Below are 19,161 nucleotides of genomic sequence, written 5' to 3' on the forward strand. Positions count from 1 at the left end.
GATGGCCGGACACGTCGTCGTCGTCGGGGCCGGGATGGCCGGGCTGCGCGCCGCCGAGCAGTTGCGCGCCGCCGGATGGGACAGGGCGATCACCGTGGTCGGGGCGGAGGAGCACCTCCCCTACAACCGGCCGCCGCTGTCCAAGGAACTGCTGGCGGGCAGGATCGGGCGGGGCGGCGTCGCCGAGGCGCACGCCGCCACGGAGTTCCGGCGCCGCAAGAGCGTCGAGGACGTCACCTGGCGGCTGGGCACCCCGGTCGCGCGGGCCGCGCTGGGCTCCCGCAGGCTGACCCTTGCCGACGGCACCGACCTCACCTACGACGGGCTGGTCGTGGCCACCGGGCTGCGGCCGCGCCGCGCCGTCATCCCCGGGCCCGAGTTCGGCCGGCACGTGCTGCGCACCCTCGACGACGCGCTCGCGCTGCGCGAGCGGCTCGCTCCCGGCCGCTCCGTGGCCGTCGTCGGCGGCGGGTTCATCGGCTGCGAGGTCGCCGCCACCGCCCGGCTGGCCGGCTGCGACGTCACCGTGGTCGAGCCCTGCCACGAGCCCATGGAACGGTCGCTCGGCCCCGAACTGGGCCGCGTGCTGCGGCAGCACCATGAGGACCAGGGCGTCCGGTTCGTCACCGGCCGGATCGTCTCCGAACTGCTGTCGGACGGGCCGTGCGAGCGGGTCGCCGCCGCCGTCCTCGACGACGGCACCCTCGTCCCGGCCGACCTGGTCGTCGAGTCGGTCGGCTCCCGCCCCAACGTCGAATGGCTCCAGGGCAACGGGCTGGACCTGCACGACGGCGTCCTGTGCGACAACCAGCTGCGGGTGGAGGGACTGCCCGGCGTCGTCGCCGTGGGCGACGTGGCCCGCTTCCCCAACCCGCGCTACGACGACGTGCCGCGCCGGGTCGAGCACTGGTGCGTCCCCAACGACACCGCCAAGCGCGCGGCCACGACGCTGGCCTCGCACCTGGGCGTCCGGCCGCAGGACGACAGCCCCTTCACGCCGCTGCCCTCGTTCTGGAGCGACCAGTACGGCGTGCGCGTGCAGAGCTACGGTGCCCCCGCGCTCGGCGCCCGCTGCGTGCTCCTCGACGGCGGGCTCGACCACCCCCGGGCGCTCACCGGCGGCGTCGCGATGGCGTACTACAGCGACCGGCAGATGGTCGGGGTGGTGCTCGTCGGCATCCCCGCCTCCGAGCACCGCCGGTACCGCGAGCTGCTGAACGGCGGCCTCGCCCCCGCTGCCGCCGCCTGACCCCCACTCACCCCCCAGGGAAGGTTCCCGATGTCAACGACGACGGCTCTCGACGAGCACAAGGAACGCAACGCCGACGAGGCCGCGCTGCGCGACCTCACCGCGCGGGTCGAGGAGTCCGGGGTCGAGTTCGTCTACTACCAGACCGTGTCGCTGACCGGCCGCGTGGTGGGCAAGGTCGTCCCGGCCCGGCACCTGCGCCGCAACCTGGAACGCGGCGTCAACCTGCACCGCACCGCCATGTCCGACCTCCAGGTCGACCGGTTCGGCGCGCTGCTCGGCGGCGGCACCGAGGCCGCCGAGTTCACCGCGATGCCCGACCCCGAGACCTTCGCCGTGCTGCCGTGGGACACCACCGTCGGCCGGTTCCTGTGCCGCGTGTACGAGCCCGGCCACCGCCCCGAGGTCGGCGGCCGCCCGCTGGCCACCGACGCCCGCTCCAACCTGCGCCGGGTGCACGCGGCGTTCACCGAGGCGACCGGGCTGCGGCTGCGCAGCGGCTGCGAGCCGGAGATGACGTGGACCGGCCCCGGCCTGGACGTGCACGTCAAGCCCGGGTCGAGCCCCTCGTACCACGTCGACAGCCTGGAGGTGATGCGCCCGGTCTACCAGCGGGTGATCCGGTACGCGCAGGCGCTGGGCTTCGACATGATCGAGGGCGACTACGAGGACCCGGGGCAGCTGGAGCTGAACTGGCTGTTCGACGACGCCGACGCCACCGCCGACCGGGTCGTCACCTACCGGCAGATCTGCCGCCAGGTGGCGCGGGAGCTGGGCGTCACGGCCAGCTTCATGCCCAAGCCCGCCGCCGGGGTGATGGGCAACGGCTGCCACCACAACCTCAGCCTGTGGCGCGGCACCGGGGACGACGCGGAGAACGTCCTCGCCGACCCCGGGGTGACCGAGATGCACCTCACCGACCTCGGCAGGCACGCGGTCGGCGGGATCCTGAGCCACGCCGCCGGGATGATGGCGCTGATGGGGCCCACGGTGAACTCCTACAAGCGGTACTGGGACGCCGGCCAGTTCGCCCCCTCGCAGATCAACTGGGGCATGGACAACAAGACGTGCACGGTGCGGCTGTCGGCCAACGGGCGGCTGGAGTGCAAGCTGCCCGACGCCAGCGTCAACCCCTACCTCTCGCACGCCGCGCTGATCTCCGCGATCAAGGACGGCCTCGACCACGCCATCGACCCCGGCCCGCCGCAGGCCGGCAGCAGCTACGAGGGCGCCCCCGGCAAGTTCGAGCCGCTTCCCCTGACTCTCCGGGACGCGCTGGACGCCTTCGCCGCCGACTCGGTCGTCCGCGGCACCTTCCCCGAGGAGATGGCCGAGCTGTACCTGGAGCTCAAGGGCGACGAGTGGGCCCGGTTCTGCGGCCACATCACCGACTGGGAGCGCGAGATGTACACGGAGCACCTCCCGTGACCGACCGTCGTGTCGCCTGTGGGGGACGACCCCCCACACCCCCCGCGAGGCCGTTGCGCCTGGCCTGCATCGACGCCGAGGCGCCGCCGCTGTTCTCCCGCAGCCAGGACGGGGTGACCCGGCACGGCTACGAGCCGGACGCGGCGGCGCTGGTCGCGGAGGTGCTGGGCCGCCCGCTGGAGTGGGTGTTCACGCCGTGGGCCGAGTTCGTCCCGGCGCTGCGCGCGCACGAGGTCGACGGGGTCTGGTGCGGGCAGGGCATCACCGAGGCCCGCCTGCGCCAGGTCGACTTCACCCGGCCCTACGCCGTCTTCAACGAGTCGGTGCTGGTGCGGCGGGGCGCCGGGGTGACCGGGCCGGACGGGCTGCGCGGCCTGCGGGTGGCCGCGATCGACGGCAGCACCAACATGGCGCTGGCCGCGACGTTCGGCGGCGCCGTCACCGTCCCGTTCGGCGGCGAGACCGACGACGTCTTCGGCGACATGCTGGCCGCCCTGCGCTCCGGCGAGGTGGACGCGGTGGTCGACGACGACGTGGTGTTCGTCCCGCTGGGGGAGGACCCGGACTTCGAGCTGGCCTTCACCGTCCCGACCGGCAACCGCTGGGGCGTCGCCGTCGCCAAGGACCGGCCCGGGATCCGCGCCGACCTGGACGGGGCGCTGGCGGCCGTGATCGCCGACGGCCGCCTGGAGAAGGCGTGGCGCTCCTGGATGCCCGCCCTGCCGTACCCGTTCGGCAAGGACTGACCGCCGGAAGGGGCGGGTGGGTGTGGCGGCCGGGCGCTTGCCGGGCCCGCGGCGGCTGAACTAATGTCTGGACACGTGTCCGGAACACAGCGGCTGATCACCGAGCCCACCCGCCGCCGCCTCACCGAACGGCAGGCCGACACCGTCCGGCGGCTCACCGACGCCGCGGTCGAGGAGGTCCGGGGGACCGGCTACGACGGCCTCACCGTGCGGAACGTGGCCCGGCGCGCGGGCGTCGCCCCGGCCACCGCCTACACCTACTTCGCCTCCAAGAACCACCTGATCACCGAGGTGTTCTGGCGGCGGCTGTCGGCGCTGCCGCCGGTCGGCGCCGGCGGCGCGCTCCGCGACCGGATCGTCGCCGTGCTGCGCGAGACCGTGCTGCTGGTCTCCGACGAGCCCGAACTGGCCGCCGCCTGCACCACCGCCATGCTCGGCACCGACCCCGACGTGCGGGAACTGCGCGAACGGATCGGCCTGGCCATCCGGGAGCGGCTGCAGACCGCCATCGGCGACGGCCCGTCCGAGGGTGAAGGCTCGTCCGAGGGCGAGGGCGAGGGCGGCGGCATCGGCGATCCGGCCGCCCGCTCCCGGATGGTCCACGCGCTGGAGATGGCCTACACGGGGGCGCTGGTGCACGCGGGCATGGGCTACCTCTCCTACGCGCGCGTCGCCGACCGGCTCGCCGAGACGGTCGAGCTCATCCTGCCCGACCCCCAGTGAGGTGACGGCCACCGTGAAACCGTCCAGCAGCGACACGTCCAACAGCGACCTTGCCTACAGCCCCTTCGACTACGCCATCCACGAGGACCCCTACCCGACCTACGAGCGGCTGCGCGAAGAGGCCCCGCTCTACCGCAACGACGACCTCGGCTTCTGGGCGCTGTCCCGGCACGCCGACGTGTCCGCGGCCTTCCGCGACCACGCGACCTTCTCCAACTCCAACGGGGTCTCCGTGGAACCGAGCGCCTGGGGGCCCCACGCCCACAAGACCTCGTCGTTCCTCGCCCTGGACCCGCCCAGGCACACCCGCATGCGCGCCCTCGTCTCCAAAGGATTCACCCCGCGGCGGGTCAGCGCGCTGAGCGACGACATCCTCCGCCTCACCCGCCGCCACCTGGAACCCCTCCTGGACAGGCGCGAGGGCGACTTCGTGGCCGACTTCGCCGGGCTGCTCCCCATGGACGTCATCTCCGAGATGATGGGCGTCCCCGAGAGCGACCGCGCCGAGGTCCGGCGCCTCGCCGACCTGGTCGTGCACCGCGAGCGGGGCATCGACGACGTCCCGCCCGCGGGCGTGGAGGCCGCCCTCACCCTCGTCGGCTACTACGAGGGGATGCTCGCCGAACGGCGCGCCCGGCGCCGCGGCGACCTGACCTCCGCGCTGCTGGACGCCGAGATCGACGGTGACCGGCTCGCCGACCGCGAGATCATCGCCTTCCTCTTCCTCATGGTCGTGGCCGGCAACGAGACCACCACCAAGCTGCTGGCCAACGCCCTCTACTGGGGCCGCCGGAACCCCGACCAGGGCGCCAAGCCGTTCGCCGACCCCGACCGCGTCGGAGATTGGGTCGAGGAGACGCTGCGCTTCGACACCTCCAGCCAGATGCTCGCCCGCACCGCCGCCAAGGAGACCACCTGGCACGGCCAGGTCGTGCCCGAGGGCGGCCAGGTGCTGCTTCTGGTCGGCTCGGCCAACCGCGACCCGCGCGTGTTCGAGAGCCCCGACTCCTACGACCTCGACCGCGACACCTCGCGCCTCATCAGCTTCGGAGGCGGACGGCACTTCTGCCTGGGCGCCGGGCTCGCCCGCCTGGAGGCCCGCATCGCCCTGGGCGAACTGGTGCGGACCGTGTCGTCGTACGAGGTGGACCACGTGGGCGCCCGGCGCGTCCACTCCGCCAACGTGCGCGGCTTCGCCGCCCTCCCCGTCAGCCTGGACGTGCGATAGCGGCGGCGGGCGACGGGTCCCCGATCAGATCTGGCCCTCGGGCTTCTTCGGGATCGTCGCCGAGATCGCCTGGCCCAGCTCGATCAGCACATCGCCGGGCGGGCTGTACTTGCTCGGCACCGTCACCTCGACGTACGCCTGCCGGGACACCGCCGTGAACGTGACCGGACGGCCCGCGGGCTCCCCGAACCAGTCGACCTCGTTGATCGTCACCAGCTGCGAGGTCGGCTGCAGCGCCGCGGGCCGCGGCACCCCGCAGCGCAGCGCGATCGCCGGGGACCCCCACGCCGCCGTCAGCGGCGACTCGGGCGAGGTGTCGCGCCGGGACTGCCCGTGCACCTGCTCGGGCAGCCGCAGCCCCGCGCACAACCGCTCGCCCGCCGCGTCCGTGGACGGCACCGGCACCTGCACCGCCCCCTCCGCGCACCCGGCCGGCAAGGCCCCGGCCAGCAGCGCCGCCAGGACGAGCGGCAGCGACCGGGAACGCACGAACCTGGAACGCATTGGGAGAAGACGGTCAGATGTGGACGATGGGGCAGGTGAGCGTGCGGGTGATCCCTTCGACCGCCTGGATCTGCGCGACGACGAGCTTGCCCAGCTCGTCGACATTGCGCGCCTCCGCTCGGACGATCACGTCGTACGGCCCCGTCACGTCCTCCGCCAGGGTGACACCCGGGATGCCGGCGATCTCGCCGGCCACCTCGGCAGCCTTGCCGACTTCGGTCTGGATGAGGATGTAGGCCTGCACCATCACGTCCTCCCCGGGCGGAGAAAAAGCCGTCGGACGGTCACCGTATCGTGTTACGCGGCCCGGCGGGCGCCGGGGGTTGGGCGAACGGCGCGCGGCGGCCGGCCGGCGGGCGAGAGATCGGGGGCGGATGAGCAGCATCGGGGAGCTGGGCGAGTTCGGGCTGATCACACGGCTGACCGACCGCCTGCCGCAGGGGCCTGCCGTCGAACTCGGCCCCGGCGACGACGCCGCGGTCGCCCGCGCGCCCGACGGGCGGGTGGTGGCCACCACCGACCTGCTCGTGGAGGGCCGCCACTTCCGCCGCGACTGGTCCGGGCCGTACGAGATCGGCTGCAAGGCCGCCGCGCAGAACCTCGCCGACGTCATCGCGATGGGCGCCCGGCCCACCGTGCTGCTGGTCGGGCTGGCCGTCCCGGCGGAGACCCCGGTGGAGTGGGCCGAGCAGCTCTACGCCGGGCTCGGCGAGGAATGCGAGATGACCGGCACCTCCGTGGCCGGCGGCGACGTCGTGGCCGCCCCCCGGATCCTCCTGGCGGTCACCGCGCTGGGCGACCTGGGCGGCGAGCCGCCGCTGACCCGGTCCGGGGCGCGCCCCGGCGACCTGGTGGTGGTGCGGGGGCGGCTCGGCCACTCCTCGGCCGGCCTGGAGCTCCTCGAGAACGGCCGCGACGAGCCCGCCGAACTGGTCGAGGCCCACCGGCGGCCGCGGCCCCCCTACACCGCCGGAGCCGAGGCCCGCGCGATGGGCGCGACCGCGCTGCTGGACGTCAGCGACGGCCTTCTCCAGGACCTCGGCCACATCGCCAAGGCCAGCGGTGTGCGGATAGAGGTCGACACCGCCGAGGTGCCCGTGCCGGCGGTGCTCGGCCCGGGTGGCCTTCGCCACGTCCTCACCGGCGGGGAAGACCACGGTTTCGCCGCCACCGTGCCCCCGGGGGCCGCGATCCCGTCGTCCTGGACGGTGGTCGGCAGGGTCACCGAGGGTGCGGGAGTGCTGGTCGACGGCGGTGCCTACCGGGGTGCCGGCTGGGATCACTTCCGTGACTGATCGGGAGGGAATCCTTGCCGGAGCGTGCGGGACGCCGCGCGCGCCTTTGCCGGTCTGGTAGGCATGCTTGGTGCGTGTTTGGTATACATCCTGTGATCGAAGAGGGATGGGATGGGACGACACACCAGGCTTGAGCGAAGCGAGGACGAGACCGCCCCGGACGAGGCGGAACCCCCCTCCGGCTCCATGAGCCCGTCCGCCTACGGCCCTCCGCCCCACGGCTCCGCGCCGTACGGCGTCCCGCCGCAGGCTCCTTACGGGCTCCCGCCGCAGGCTCCCCACGGCGTCCCGTCACATGCCCCACACGGCGTCCCGCCGCAGGCGCCCCCCGGCCCCCGTCCCCCGGTCGCCCCCGAACCTTCCGGATCCTCCAAAGGATCGTCCAGGCAATCCCCGCTGCGGGTGCTCTCCTCGGTCCCGGTGCCGCTGCTGCCGATCGTCGCGCTGGTCCTGGCGGTCGGGGTGGTGTCGTACGCGCTGAGCACCCAGCAGATCTCCCTCAACTTCGCCGGCGGCGCCCCCAAGGAGCCGGCCCAGGCCCGCGAGGGCCAGGTCTCCCAGCGCGGCCCCGGCGACCGCGCCAGCCGCGGCGCCCAGCGCGCCGACGGGCTGGTCGTCCGGTTCAAGATGGGCACCGTCTCCTCGACCGGGTTCCGGTTCACCGCCACGATCGCCAACCGCGGGCAGCGCAGCGTGCCGAAGTGGGCGATGGCGTTCCGGATCCCCGGCGCCACGATCGTCTCCGCGAGCGGCGCCACCGTGGTCCGCACCGGCGAGCTCGGCTGGGTGCGCAGCCCCACCGGCGCTCCCGCGCTCGGCCCGGGCCAGTCGGTGAGGATCACCTTCGCGGCGCAGGGCAAGGCCGGCGGGCCCTCCTCGTGCACGATGAACAGCCTGCCCTGCGCGCGCGTGTGACCGCGCGGGCCCGCGGGCCGCGCAGGTCCCCGGGCCGCGAACGGCCTTAAAGTGGCGCTATGACGCAGAATTCGCCGCAGGCCCCGCCGCTCGTGCTCACCATCGCCGGATCGGACTCCGGCGGCGGCGCTGGGATCCAGGCGGACCTGAAGACCATGCTGGCCCTGGGCACCCACGGCATGAGCGTCATCGCGGCAGTCACCGCGCAGAACTCCCTCGGCGTCCAGGGCTACTGGGAGCTGCCGCCCGAGGCCGTGCGGGCCCAGCTCGACTCGGTGCTGTCCGACATCGGGGTGCACGCGATCAAGACCGGCATGCTGGCCTCGACCGCCCTGGTCGAGACCGTCGCCGAGGTGCTGGCCGGCGCCACCGCGCCCGTCGTGGTCGACCCGGTGGGCGTCTCCAAGCACGGCGACTCGCTGCTGGCCGCCGACGCGGTGGACGCGGTCCGCACCGTCCTGCTGCCCACCGCGACCGTCGTCACCCCCAACCTGTGGGAGGTCGAGCAGCTCACCGGCGTCAAGGTGGTGGACGAGTCGCAGCTGCGCGAGGCCGCCGAGGCGGTCCTGGCGCTGGGCCCGCGGTGGGCGCTGATCAAGGGCGGGCACCTGCCCGGCGAGGCCGCCGACCTGCTCTTCGACGGCGAGCACGAGCACCGCTTCACCGCGCCCCGCCACGACAACCGGCACACCCACGGCACCGGCTGCACGCTCGCGTCCGCGATCGCCTCGCAGCTGGCGCTGGGCGACGACGTGCCCACGGCGGTCGGGAAGGCCAAGGAGTACGTCACCGGCGCGATCGCCGCCGGCTTCCCGCTGGGCTCGGGCATCGGCCCGGTCGACCACGGCTGGCGCCACCGCGCCGGCACCGGCTGACCGGCGCCGGGAACGCAGAAGGCCGGCTCATCGGAACGCGATCCGATGAGCCGACCGGTGGCCTGGCGGTGCCGCCCCCGCGGGGCGGTGCGCGTCAGACGGTGGGCTTGACGACCTTGCCGGCCTTGATGCAGGACGTGCAGGCGTTGATCCGCTTGGTGCCACCGTTCACGACGGCGCGCACGCGCTGGATGTTGGGGTTCCAGCGGCGCGGGGTGCGGCGGTGCGAGTGGGAGACGCGCATGCCGAAACCGGGTCCCTTGCCGCAGACGTCGCAGACGGAAGCCACGGGTAACTCCAAGTGGGTGTCGATGCTCTGAACCGGAGCGACCGCCGTGCCGGATCGGGCACCGGGGGCGCGCAGGAAGCGTTCCGGAAGAAACGCAGAACTCAGATTAGCCCACCGCTCGTTCCCTACGCGAATCGGCCCGCGGGCGCAAGCGCCCTTCCGGTTCCCCTGGGACCGCTCCGCACGGTACAGAGGTATCCGCGGAAACGGCGGCGCGGGATCGGCGAGCGGAGCTGATTGTGGGCGAAGTCCTCGACGGGGCGGCGGTACGGCGGTGGAGCAGGCTCGCGGCGGAGGCGCTGGGCCGCACTCGGGGGGAGATCGACGCGCTCAACGTGTTCCCCGTGCCGGACGGGGACACCGGCACCAACCTGCACCTGACCCTGCTGTCGGCGGCCGACGCGGTGGACGAGCTGCCCGAGGGCGCGGGCACGGCCGAGACGTGGCGGGCGCTGACCCAGGGCGCGCTGGTCGGCGCCCGGGGCAACTCGGGGGTGATCCTGAGCCAGTTCCTCCGCGGCCTCGCCGAGATCGTGGGCCGGCCTGAGACGGCCGGGGACGGCCTCGCGTTCGCCGAGGCCCTCGGGTACGCGTCCGTGCTGGCCCGGAACGCCGTGGAGCGCCCGGTGGAGGGCACGATCCTGAGCGTCCTGGAGGAGGCGGCGGTCGCCTGCTCCGACGCGGCGGCCTCCGGCCCGGCGATCGACGCGGACTCCCCGGGGCCGGGGCTGGCCGGGGTGGCGCGGGCGGCGGCGGCCGGGGCGCGGCAGGCGCTCCGGCGCACCACCGGGCAGCTGGAGGTGCTGGCGCGCAGCGGCGTGGTGGACGCGGGCGCGGCGGGGCTGTGCGTGGTGCTGGACGCCCTCACCGCCGTGCTCACCGAGGAGTATCCGGAGCGGTACGAGGTGCCCGCGCGGGCGGCGGGCGAGGCGCCCGTCCGGGAGCAGCGGGCCGAGGGGGCGGGGCCGGGCTACGAGGTCATGTACCTGCTGGACGCCCCGGACGAGTCCGTCCCGGACCTGCGCGAGGTCCTGGACGGGCTGGGCGACTCGCTGGTCGTGGTGGGCGGCGACGGGCTGTGGAACGTCCACGTGCACGCCGACGACGCGGGCGCGGCGATCGAGGCGGGGCTGGCGGCGGGCCGTCCGCACCGGATCCGGGTGACCTACCTGCACGCGGCCGAGGGCGAGCAGCAGCCGCAGGCGCCGTGCACGGGCCGCGCGGTGGTGGCGGTCACGGCGGCGGAGGGCCTGGCCGCGCTGTTCGAGAGCACCGGGGCCCGCGTGGTGCTGCGCGAGCCCGGCGCGGTGCCGCCGCTGGCGGTGCTGGCCGAGGCGATCCTGGCCGCGGGCGACGAGGTGACCGTGCTGCCCAACGAGCCCGAGGTGGTGGCGCTGGCGGAGGCGGCGGCCGAGCGGGCCCGCGACACCGGGGCGCGGATCGCGGTCGTCCCGACCAGGGCGTCGGTGCAGGGCCTGGCCGCGCTGGCGGTGCACGACCCGCTGCGCCGGTTCGCCGAGGACGTGATCGCGATGACCCGGGCGGCGGGCGCGACCCGGTTCGGGCATCTGGAGGTGGCCGCGGAGGAGGCGTTCACCAGCGTCGGGCTGTGCCAGCCGGGGGACGTGCTGGGGCTGATCGAGGGGGACGTGGCCGTGATCGGGACCGGGCAGGCGGAGGTGGCCCGGCAGGTCCTGGACCGGATGCTGTCGGGCGGCGGCGAGCTGGTGACGCTGATCTCCGGCACGTACGCGCCCGCGGGCCTCACCGGGGAGCTGGAGGAGCACCTGCGGGTCCGGCACCCGGACGTGGAGGTGGGCGTGTACGACGGCGGCCAGGTCCGCTACCCGCTCCTCATCGGCGTGGAATGACGGGTCCCGCGCATAGGGTCGGTGGTGCGCGGTAGAAAGGTCGACGTGGCGAAACTCGACGAGTCGTTGCACAGGGTGCTGGGGGACAGGACCGCCAAGGTGCTGGCCAAGGGCCTCGACCTGCACACGGTCGGCGACCTGCTGCACCACTACCCGCGCCGCTACGCGCACCGGGGCGAGCTGACGCCGCTGAACGAGCTGGAGGACGGCGAGCACGTCACGGTCATGGCCGAGGTGGTCAAGGTCCAGGGCCGCACGCTCAGCCGCAGCCCCGGCTACGTCCTGGAGATCACCGTCACCGACGGCACCGGCGAGCTGAAGCTCAGCTTCTTCGGGCGCAAGGGCTCCTACCGGCCGGAGAAGGACCTGGCGCCGGGCACCCGCGGCCTGTTCGCGGGGAAGATCAGCACCTACCGGCCGCGCAGCGGGCGCGGGCAGCGGCAGCTGGCCCACCCGCAGTACAAGGTCGTGCCGGACCGGGCGGGCCAGGACGCCGCGGACGCCGCGCAGGAGTGGGCGGACGAGATCATCCCGATCTACCCGTCCACCAAGGGCCTGGACATCGAGACGATCGGCAAGTCGGTCGGGATGGTCCTGGACGGCCTGGAGCCGGGCGCCGACCCGATGCCGGAGCTCACGCTCAAGCGGCACGGCTTCGTCGGGCTGCGCGAGGCGTACGAGGGCATCCACCGTCCGCGGTCCTGGGAGGAGCTGGGGCGCGCCCGCAAGCGGCTGAAGTGGGATGAGGCGTTCGTGCTGCAGGTGGCGCTGGCGCAGCGGCGGATGGCCGCCGCCGCACTGCCCGCCAAGGCGCGGCCCGCGATCGAGGGCGGCCTGCTGGACGCGTTCGACGCCCGGCTGCCGTTCGAGTTGACGGCGGGCCAGCGCGAGGTGGGCCGCGAGATCGCCGAGGACCTCTCTCTCGAGCACCCGATGCACCGCCTCCTGCAGGGCGACGTCGGCGCGGGCAAGGCGCAGCCTCTGGATGCCCGGATCCTGACGCCGACCGGCTTCCGTCAGATGGGAGATCTCGCCGTCGGCGACGAGATCATCACCCCGTCGGGGGAGGTGACGGTGGTGACGGGTGTGTTTCCGCAGGGGGCGCGCGAGGTGTTCAGGCTGGTCTTCTCGGACGGGACGGCGGTCGAGTGCGATGACGAGCACCTCTGGGCCGTCAAGACGGACACGGGCTGGCACCGGGGCAGCGCCCTCAAAGTCCTCACCACTCGCGAACTACGTCATGACCTGCTGCGGAAGTCCGGAAACGCCAAGTGGTACGTGCCGCTGATCGAGCCGCCCGAACTGGATCGTCCGGAGGGGCCGGAGGGGCGCCCCGTCGATCCCTACCTCCTGGGCGTGCTGCTCGGCGATGGCTGCCTGCTGTACGGGCGGGTCACGATCAGCACTCGTGACGACGAGATCCTCCGAGCCGTTTCGGAGTCGATGCCGGACGCCTGCCGGATTCGGCAGAGCGAGAGCCGTCCACTGGACTGGTTCGTGCTCGGTGAGCGCCGGGGCGCCGGAAATCCTCTACTCGCTGCCTTGCGTGAACTCGATGTCTACGGAAAGGGCTCGTACGAGAAGTTCGTCCCGGCCTCGTATCTGGTCGCTCCCGTCAAGGAGCGGCACGCGCTGCTCCAAGGTCTGCTGGACACCGATGGGACTTTGCGAGCCGAAGGGCGCGACGTCAGCTTCACCTCGGCCTCCAGGAGGCTCGCCGAGGATGTCGCATGGCTGACCCGCTCGCTGGGCGGGTACGCGCGGTGCAGACCGGTCACCAAGGTGGGGAAGCGGTTCTGGATCACCTCTGTCAAGCTTCCGAATGCCTTCCCGCCATTCAGGTTGGCACGGAAGGCCGACAAGGTGCGGCCCCTTTCCAAGTATGAACGCAGGCGCAAGGGGCTCCGCTCGATCGAGCATGTGGGGCGCAAAGAGGTGCAGTGCATATCTGTGGCGCACCCCGACCGCCTTTATGTGACGGACGGCTGGACACCGACCCACAACACCGTGGTCGCGCTGCGGGCGATGCTGCAGGTGGTGGACGGCGGCGGGCAGGCCGCGATGCTGGCGCCCACCGAGGTGCTGGCCCAGCAGCACTACCGCTCGATCACCGGGATGCTCGGCGAGCTGGCCCAGGCGGGGCAGCTGGGCGGCGCCGACACCGCGACGCGGGTGGCGCTCCTCACCGGTTCGCAGGGGGCCAAGGCGCGCAAGGCGACGCTGCTGGAGGCGGCGTCCGGCTCGGCCGGGATCGTGGTCGGCACGCACGCGCTGCTGGAGGACCACGTCCAGTTCGCCGATCTGGGCCTGGTGGTGGTGGACGAGCAGCACCGGTTCGGCGTCGAGCAGCGGGACGCGCTGCGCGAGAAGGTGGCGGGCGGCCGCCCGCACGTGCTGGTCATGACGGCCACGCCGATCCCGCGCACGGTCGCGATGACGGTCTTCGGCGATCTGGAGACCTCGGTGCTGGGCCAGCTCCCGGCGGGGCGGGCGAAGATCAACACGCATGTGGTGCCGCCGGAGAAGCCCGCGTTCCTGGCCCGCACCTGGGAGCGGATCAAGGAGGAGGCCGCGCAGGGGCGGCAGGTCTACATCGTCTGCCCGCGGATCGGCGGGCAGGAGGGCGACGAGGGCGACGTCCGCGACGCGGCGCCGCCCGAGGACGGCGAGCGGCGCTCCCCGCTGGGGATCATGGAGCTGCTGCCGCACCTGGAGGAGCTGCTGGCGGGGCTGCGGATCGGGGTGCTGCACGGCAAGCTGCACCCCGACGAGAAGGACGCGGTGATGCGCCGCTTCGCCGCGGCGGAGCTGGACGTCCTGCTGGCCACCACGGTGATCGAGGTCGGGGTGGACGTGCCCAACGCCACCGGCATGGTCATCATGGACGCGGACCGGTTCGGGGTCTCGCAGCTGCACCAGCTGCGCGGCCGGGTGGGCCGGGGCACGCTGCCGGGGCTGTGCCTGCTGGTCACCGACGCCGAGCCGGAGAGCAAGGCGCGGGAGCGGCTGAACGCGGTCGCCTCCACCACCGACGGTTTCAAGCTGTCCCGGCTCGACCTGGAGCAGCGCCGCGAGGGCGACGTGCTCGGCGCGAGCCAGGCGGGCCGCTCCTCCAGCCTGCGGCTGCTGACGCTGCTGCGCGACGAGGAGGTCATCCGGCACGCCAGGGACGAGGCCGCCCTGCTGGTCGAGGCCGATCCCGACCTGGCGGAGCACCCCGGGCTGGCGGCGGAGCTGGCGGCGCTGCTGGACGACGAGCGCACCGATTTCCTGGAGAAGACCTGACCTTGGCGTCGGTCAAGGGCGGGCGGGGAACGTGACATGGTTCTCGTCAAGTTCCCTACTATTTCGGTTGACTAAATAGGGAACTGCGCGCACGATGAAGGGGTGAATCCGGTCCAAGCCCTCACCGTGCGCCGCCACGTCGACTTCCGTCGGCAGGCGAGCGCGCTGTGTTCCGCTCGTTGATCCGCTCTTTCCCCAGGATCCGACGGCTTCCCGGAGGCACATCGTCATGACCGTCACCCACGAGAACGACCAGACCCGCCAGAACGACGCTCCCCGCACCGACGGCGAGACGCGCCGGACCGACCGGACTCCCCGCACCCGCGTGGACGAGCTGCACGCGGGCGCGGGGGCCCTCGGTCCCGCCGCCATCGAGGACCACCTGCGCGACCCCGAGCCCGAGGTCCGGGCCGCCGCGGTCGACGCCCTGGCCGGGGCCGCGCGACGGGGCGACGACGTCCCGCGCGGCACCGGCGACGCCCTCGCCTGGGCCCTCGCCGACGAGCACCGCGACGTGCGCCGCGCCGCCGCGGGCCTGCTGCGCGACCTCCCCGAGGTCTACTTCGGCGACGACGGAGTCAAGGCGCTCCTCCTCGCCGCCGCCCGCGGCCGCGAGGAGGACGTCCGCGCCACCGCCGCCGAGCTGCTCGCCGGGCTCACCGCCGGGGCCGGCGAACTGTACGCGCAGGGCCTGCACGACGGCGAGGCCCACCTGCGGGTGCAGGCCGTGCTCGGGCTGATCTCCCTGCACGCGGTCGACCAGGTCGCCGAGGCCGCCGACGACCCCGCCCGCGAGGTGCGCGTCGCGGTCGCCGAGGGCCTGGCCAGGCTGGCCCGTCCCGCCGGGCTGCCCGCCCTGGAGGGCCTCCTCGCCGACCACGACCCGGTGGTGCGGATGGCCGCGCTCGACGCCGCGGCGGAGCTCGGCGTGCCCGAACCCCTGGAGGGCCGCGTGGTGATCTCCATCGCACATTCGAGTTGGCAGGTTCGGCGCCGCGCCGCGTTCGCGCTGGCCGAGGCCGATCCGGACACCGCCGTCCAGCCGCTCGTGAGTGCTCTGCGCGACCGCATCGTGGACGTCCGGCGCGCCGCCGTCCAGGCCCTGGAACAATGGGCTTCGGATCGGCCCGAGGTGGTCACCGCCTTGACCGAGGCGTTGACCGATCCCGATCCGGGTGTGCGCACGCAGGTACGCTGGGCGCTCGCCTAGCAGGCCGCGGCACCGCGAGGAGCCACGGCGGGCCGCACAGGCCGCGCCGTCACAGACGCGGGCGGGACGTTCCGGGGTGGGGGCGTCCCGCCCGCTTCGCCGTTCAGCGCCTTCTTTCTCCGTGTTCGCGGCGGTACTATCCGCGAGAATCCGTGAGAACCAGGCAGTCGATCACAGACGTCTAACGAGTTACGGCCGATGATGGGCCCCGGAGCCCGTGCGGGTAGAGGTCTCGTGGCGGCTTCGCGGCGTACGGAGGACATCGATGACGGCGGTTCGCCCCCTCCTGCCGAGCGATCCGGTGAGGCTGGGGCCCTACGACCTGGAGGGGCGGCTGGGCGAGGGCGGCCAGAGCGTCGTCTTCCTCGGCCGCGGTGAGAACGGCCGCGAGGTGGCGATCAAGCTGCTGCGGGCGGCGCTGAGCCAGAACCCCGAGTGGCGGGCGCGGTTCGAGCGGGAGCTGCGGCTGATCGGCCGGGTCGCCGGGTTCTGCACCGCCCAGGTCGTCGACCACGACGTCGCCGGCGAGCTCCCGTACGTGGTCAGCGAGTACGTGCCGGGCCCCTCGCTGACCGAGCTGGTCACCGGCACCGCACCGCGCACCGGCACCGACCTCGACCGGCTGGCGATCGGCACCGTCACCGCGCTGGCGGCCATCCACCGCGCCGGGATCCTGCACCGCGACTTCAAGCCGGCCAACGTGCTGATGGGCCCGGACGGCCCGCGCGTGATCGACTTCGGGATCGCGCGGGTGCTGGGCGCGGCGGCGGCCAAGGGCAGCGGGGTGGTGGGCACCCCCTCGTACATGGCGCCCGAGCAGGTCACCGACACCGAACTGGGCTCGGCCGTCGACATGTTCGCCTGGGCCTCGACCATGCTGTTCGCGGCGACCGGGCGGCACCCGTTCGGGAACGACACCATCTCCGCGGTCTTCCACCGGATCCTGCACTACGAGCCCGACCTGTCGCCGCTTCCCGACACGCTGCGCGCGATCGTCTCCGCGTGCCTGGCCAAGGACCCGAGGCACCGTCCCGAGGCCCAGCAGGTGCTGCTCGACCTGCTCGGCCGCCAGGACACCCTGTCGGACGAGCCCGACGGCGCGCTGACCACCGGCGCCTCGTTCGCCGGCGGCGTCGCGGGCGCGGGGTTCCCGGGCCTGCCGGGCGTCGGCGGCACCGGACCCGGCGGGGGAGCGGGCCGGCCCGGCCCCGGACCCGCGCAGCCCGTCACCCATCCGCCGGTCCACACCATGTCGCCGGGCGGTCGCGGCGGGCGCTGGCGGATCGCCGTCGCCGTCGCGGCGCCGCTGCTGCTCCTGGGCGCCGGCGGCACCGCCTACGCGCTGATGTCGGGCGGCGGGGGCACCACGCCGAAAGGGCCCGCCCCCTTCGCCGACACGCCCGCGCCGCCCGGCGAGGCGGCGGCCGTGCTCGGCACCACCGGCGAGTCGCTCAAGGCGGTGCTCAGCTTCGACTACCGCCGGATCGACCAGGACGTGGCCGGCGCGCACGCCCGCGTCACCCAGCGCTACCGCGCCGAGTACGACCGCCAGCTGGCCGCCGACAGCTGGCGGGTCCAGCTGCGCAACAACCGCAGCACGGTCGGCACCGAGGTCACCGACTCGGCGGTCGTGGCGGCCACGCGCGACACCGTCACCGTCCTGTCGAACGTGAAACGGACGGTCAGCTCGGCGAACGCCCGGCCCACACTGCTGAACGAGCCGATGCGGGTGACCATGGTGCGCCAGGGCGGCTCCTGGCTGCTGGACACCCTGTACCTCCTCAAGGCGGACTCCGTGCCGGCCCTGACCGCGGGCGGCGGCGCCACCGGCGGCTGGCCGGGCGCCCAGGGCCGCGGGGTGGCCGACGCGCTGGGCCGGCACCAGACCCTCAAGGAGGGCTCGGTCGTCGAGACCGCACTGCGTCCCGGCGCCTCCGCCGGGCAGCTGAACGCGCTGGTCACCGTCGCCGAGTGCGACAGGGCCGCGTGCAAGGCCACCGACAAGGTCTCCATGTACCGCTTGGTGGCCCACCAGTCCAACGGAGCCTGGCAGGTCATCAAAAGTGAACGCCTCTGAAGGGGGGACCACCGAAAACCAAGAGGGGCCGCGCGGCACGAAACCGCGCGGCCCTTCCCTTGCCTCCCAAGTGACAAGCTCAACCGTCAGCCCAACCCCGAACGGACGCTCAAGCGCTGCGATCGCGTCCGAAGGCAGTTCCGAGCCTGCGAGGAACTGATCGCGGAGCGAGCCGCCAGGCGAGTTCGAAGCGATGCAGCGATCGCCGCATGCGCGACAAGCGACGAGCCGCCAGGCGAGGAGCGCAGCTCGCGCATGCAATAGACAAGGGTTAGTCCTCTTGCGCCCTGCGGCGGCGTGTGGACGCGACGGCGACGCCGCCGGCCGCCACCGCGGTCAGGCCGAGGAGGGCCAGGGGGATGCTGTCGGTCCCTGTGATGGGCAGGTCCTTCGGCGGTGCGGGAGCGGCCCCGGCCGCCGTGCCCGAGCCGATGCCGGCCACCGGGAGGTCCGGGAGCAGCGGCGAGGACGGCGGGAGGTCGGGCAGCCCCGGTGACGGGCTCGGCTGGCCGGGCCCCGGCGGGACGGCGGGCTGGGCGGCGTGGGGGGCGTGGGGGGCGTTGGCGGGGTCGGGGGAGTGGGCGGCGTGGGCGGTGCGGGAGAGTCGGCGCAGTTCGCCGCGCCGACGCACACGTCCACCGAACCGTCCGCGTCGACCCCCGCGGGCGTCGCCTTCAGGGCGCCGCGGGTGGCGACGCCGAGGCCGGCGTCCCCGAGCCGGGTGCCGAGCTTCAGCCCGCCCTCGGCCTCCGGATCGCCGATCGAGATGTCCTCGGCGGAGAGCCTGCCGTCGGCCTCCAGCTTGAGCCCGGCCGGGCCGAGCAGGGTGTTCAGGCCCGCGTCGACGACCAGCTTGCCCTTGGCCGTCTTGCGCTCCACGTCCAGGTCGGGCGTGATCTCGACGCGCAGGTGCCCCGGCGCCTGCCCGCTCTTGGCCTTCTTGGTGGACGCGGCGCCCTTGCCCTTCTTGCCCTTCTTGGCGGGGGTGGTCTTGCCGCCGGATCCGGACGTGGTCTTGGTGACCGTCCGCTTGGCGGCCGGCTTGGTGGCGGGGGGCGTGGAAGAGGCGGACGACGAGGTGGAGCGCGACGTCTGACCGGACGGCGACGAGCCGCCGCCCGTGAGGGCGCCGGTGAGCCCGTCGAGGGTCCCGGTCAGGGCGCCGGTCAGATCGGCCAGGGGGGAGCCGGTCCTGGTCGAGGCCCCGGTGTCGGCATGGCCGACCCCGCTCATGGCCACCAGACCCAGCACCGTCGCGCCCGCCGTCACCGCCAGTCTTCTACCGTGGTGCACGAGGTACTCCTGGGGGGTATCGTGTTCGACAACCTGCGTTCACATTTGCACGCGACGTAGCGAATGTGAACCGCATTCGCTTGTTTTGGGCGCACGTTCACAACGTTGCGCCTGGATAACTGTGTATTTATTTCCCAAAAGGCGCATAAGGGGATTTATCGCTATCTCTGGGG

General features: G+C 73.6%; 15 protein-coding genes and 2 pseudogenes. 13 read left to right on the forward strand and 4 right to left on the reverse strand.

The window, feature by feature from the left end; all coding sequences use genetic code 11:
• Window position 1 precedes the first annotated feature (1 nt).
• The 5 genes from ACZ466_RS33305 to ACZ466_RS33325 all read left to right on the forward strand — a co-directional run bounded on the left by ACZ466_RS33305 (window position 2) and on the right by ACZ466_RS33325 (window position 5,374).
• On the forward strand, window positions 2-1,249 hold the full coding sequence (locus ACZ466_RS33305; RefSeq protein WP_378286042.1) for an NAD(P)/FAD-dependent oxidoreductase: 1,248 nt from the start codon (window positions 2-4) through the stop codon (window positions 1,247-1,249).
• A gap of 30 nt (window positions 1,250-1,279) precedes the next feature.
• Window positions 1,280-2,677 (forward strand): glutamine synthetase family protein, encoded by a 1,398-nt coding sequence (locus ACZ466_RS33310; protein WP_378286041.1) that lies wholly within the window; start codon window positions 1,280-1,282, stop codon window positions 2,675-2,677.
• On the forward strand, window positions 2,674-3,423 hold the full coding sequence (locus ACZ466_RS33315) for a substrate-binding periplasmic protein (protein ID WP_378286040.1): 750 nt from the start codon (window positions 2,674-2,676) through the stop codon (window positions 3,421-3,423). The genes ACZ466_RS33310 and ACZ466_RS33315 overlap by 4 nt, the downstream gene beginning before the upstream one ends.
• 75 nt (window positions 3,424-3,498) lie before the next feature.
• Window positions 3,499-4,146: a TetR/AcrR family transcriptional regulator gene (locus ACZ466_RS33320; RefSeq protein WP_378286038.1), complete on the forward strand. Its 648-nt coding sequence runs from the start codon at window positions 3,499-3,501 to the stop codon at window positions 4,144-4,146.
• Between the two features lie 13 nt (window positions 4,147-4,159).
• A complete protein-coding gene (locus tag ACZ466_RS33325; protein WP_378286037.1) occupies window positions 4,160-5,374 on the forward strand; it encodes a cytochrome P450 in 1,215 nt (404 codons plus the stop codon).
• Between the two features lie 24 nt (window positions 5,375-5,398).
• On the opposite strand, the gene ACZ466_RS33330 is transcribed toward ACZ466_RS33325, so the two are convergent.
• Together ACZ466_RS33330 and ACZ466_RS33335 are read right to left on the reverse strand one after the other, a co-directional pair.
• Window positions 5,399-5,878 carry a DUF3515 domain-containing protein gene (locus ACZ466_RS33330; protein WP_378286036.1) on the reverse strand — a complete coding sequence of 160 codons (480 nt, stop codon included), beginning with the start codon at window positions 5,876-5,878 and terminating at the stop codon, window positions 5,399-5,401.
• A gap of 13 nt (window positions 5,879-5,891) precedes the next feature.
• Window positions 5,892-6,125: an Lrp/AsnC family transcriptional regulator gene (locus tag ACZ466_RS33335; protein ID WP_131758312.1), complete on the reverse strand. Its 234-nt coding sequence runs from the start codon at window positions 6,123-6,125 to the stop codon at window positions 5,892-5,894.
• A 127-nt stretch (window positions 6,126-6,252) separates the two neighbouring features.
• Here ACZ466_RS33335 and ACZ466_RS33340 point away from each other — a divergent pair, with 127 nt between their 5' ends.
• From ACZ466_RS33340 to thiD, 3 genes are all read left to right on the forward strand, one after another.
• A complete protein-coding gene (locus ACZ466_RS33340; protein ID WP_378286035.1) occupies window positions 6,253-7,173 on the forward strand; it encodes a thiamine-phosphate kinase in 921 nt (306 codons plus the stop codon).
• Window positions 7,174-7,284: 111 nt separating this feature from the next.
• Window positions 7,285-8,088: a cellulose binding domain-containing protein gene (locus tag ACZ466_RS33345; protein ID WP_378286034.1), complete on the forward strand. Its 804-nt coding sequence runs from the start codon at window positions 7,285-7,287 to the stop codon at window positions 8,086-8,088.
• A gap of 59 nt (window positions 8,089-8,147) precedes the next feature.
• Window positions 8,148-8,963 (forward strand): bifunctional hydroxymethylpyrimidine kinase/phosphomethylpyrimidine kinase, encoded by an 816-nt coding sequence (gene thiD, locus ACZ466_RS33350; RefSeq protein WP_378286033.1) that lies wholly within the window; start codon window positions 8,148-8,150, stop codon window positions 8,961-8,963.
• A gap of 94 nt (window positions 8,964-9,057) precedes the next feature.
• On the opposite strand, the gene rpmB is transcribed toward thiD, so the two are convergent.
• Entirely contained in the window at window positions 9,058-9,252 is a 195-nt protein-coding gene (gene rpmB / locus ACZ466_RS33355) for a 50S ribosomal protein L28 (RefSeq protein WP_026341916.1), read from the reverse strand.
• Window positions 9,253-9,491: 239 nt separating this feature from the next.
• On the opposite strand from rpmB, the gene ACZ466_RS33360 reads away from it, so the two are divergent.
• The 5 genes and pseudogenes from ACZ466_RS33360 to ACZ466_RS33380 all read left to right on the forward strand — a co-directional run bounded on the left by ACZ466_RS33360 (window position 9,492) and on the right by ACZ466_RS33380 (window position 17,695).
• Window positions 9,492-11,123, forward strand: coding sequence for a DAK2 domain-containing protein (locus tag ACZ466_RS33360; RefSeq protein ID WP_378286032.1), 1,632 nt, complete (start codon window positions 9,492-9,494; stop codon window positions 11,121-11,123).
• Between the two features lie 75 nt (window positions 11,124-11,198).
• Window positions 11,199-11,690: pseudogene (locus ACZ466_RS33365) on the forward strand (OB-fold nucleic acid binding domain-containing protein); the annotation flags it as partial.
• 1,071 nt (window positions 11,691-12,761) lie between these two features.
• A pseudogene (locus ACZ466_RS33370) lies at window positions 12,762-14,408 on the forward strand (ATP-dependent DNA helicase RecG); the annotation flags it as partial.
• 229 nt (window positions 14,409-14,637) lie between these two features.
• Window positions 14,638-15,618, forward strand: a complete 981-nt coding sequence (locus ACZ466_RS33375) for a HEAT repeat domain-containing protein (protein ID WP_378286031.1) — start codon at window positions 14,638-14,640, stop codon at window positions 15,616-15,618.
• Window positions 15,619-15,883: 265 nt separating this feature from the next.
• Window positions 15,884-17,695: a serine/threonine-protein kinase gene (locus ACZ466_RS33380; protein WP_378286029.1), complete on the forward strand. Its 1,812-nt coding sequence runs from the start codon at window positions 15,884-15,886 to the stop codon at window positions 17,693-17,695.
• Window positions 17,696-18,031: 336 nt separating this feature from the next.
• On the opposite strand, the gene ACZ466_RS33385 is transcribed toward ACZ466_RS33380, so the two are convergent.
• Complete coding sequence (locus tag ACZ466_RS33385; RefSeq protein WP_378286028.1) at window positions 18,032-18,988, reverse strand: hypothetical protein; 957 nt, start codon at window positions 18,986-18,988, stop codon at window positions 18,032-18,034.
• Window positions 18,989-19,161: the final 173 nt, after the last annotated feature.

This window comes from Actinomadura rugatobispora (genome assembly GCF_055379765.1).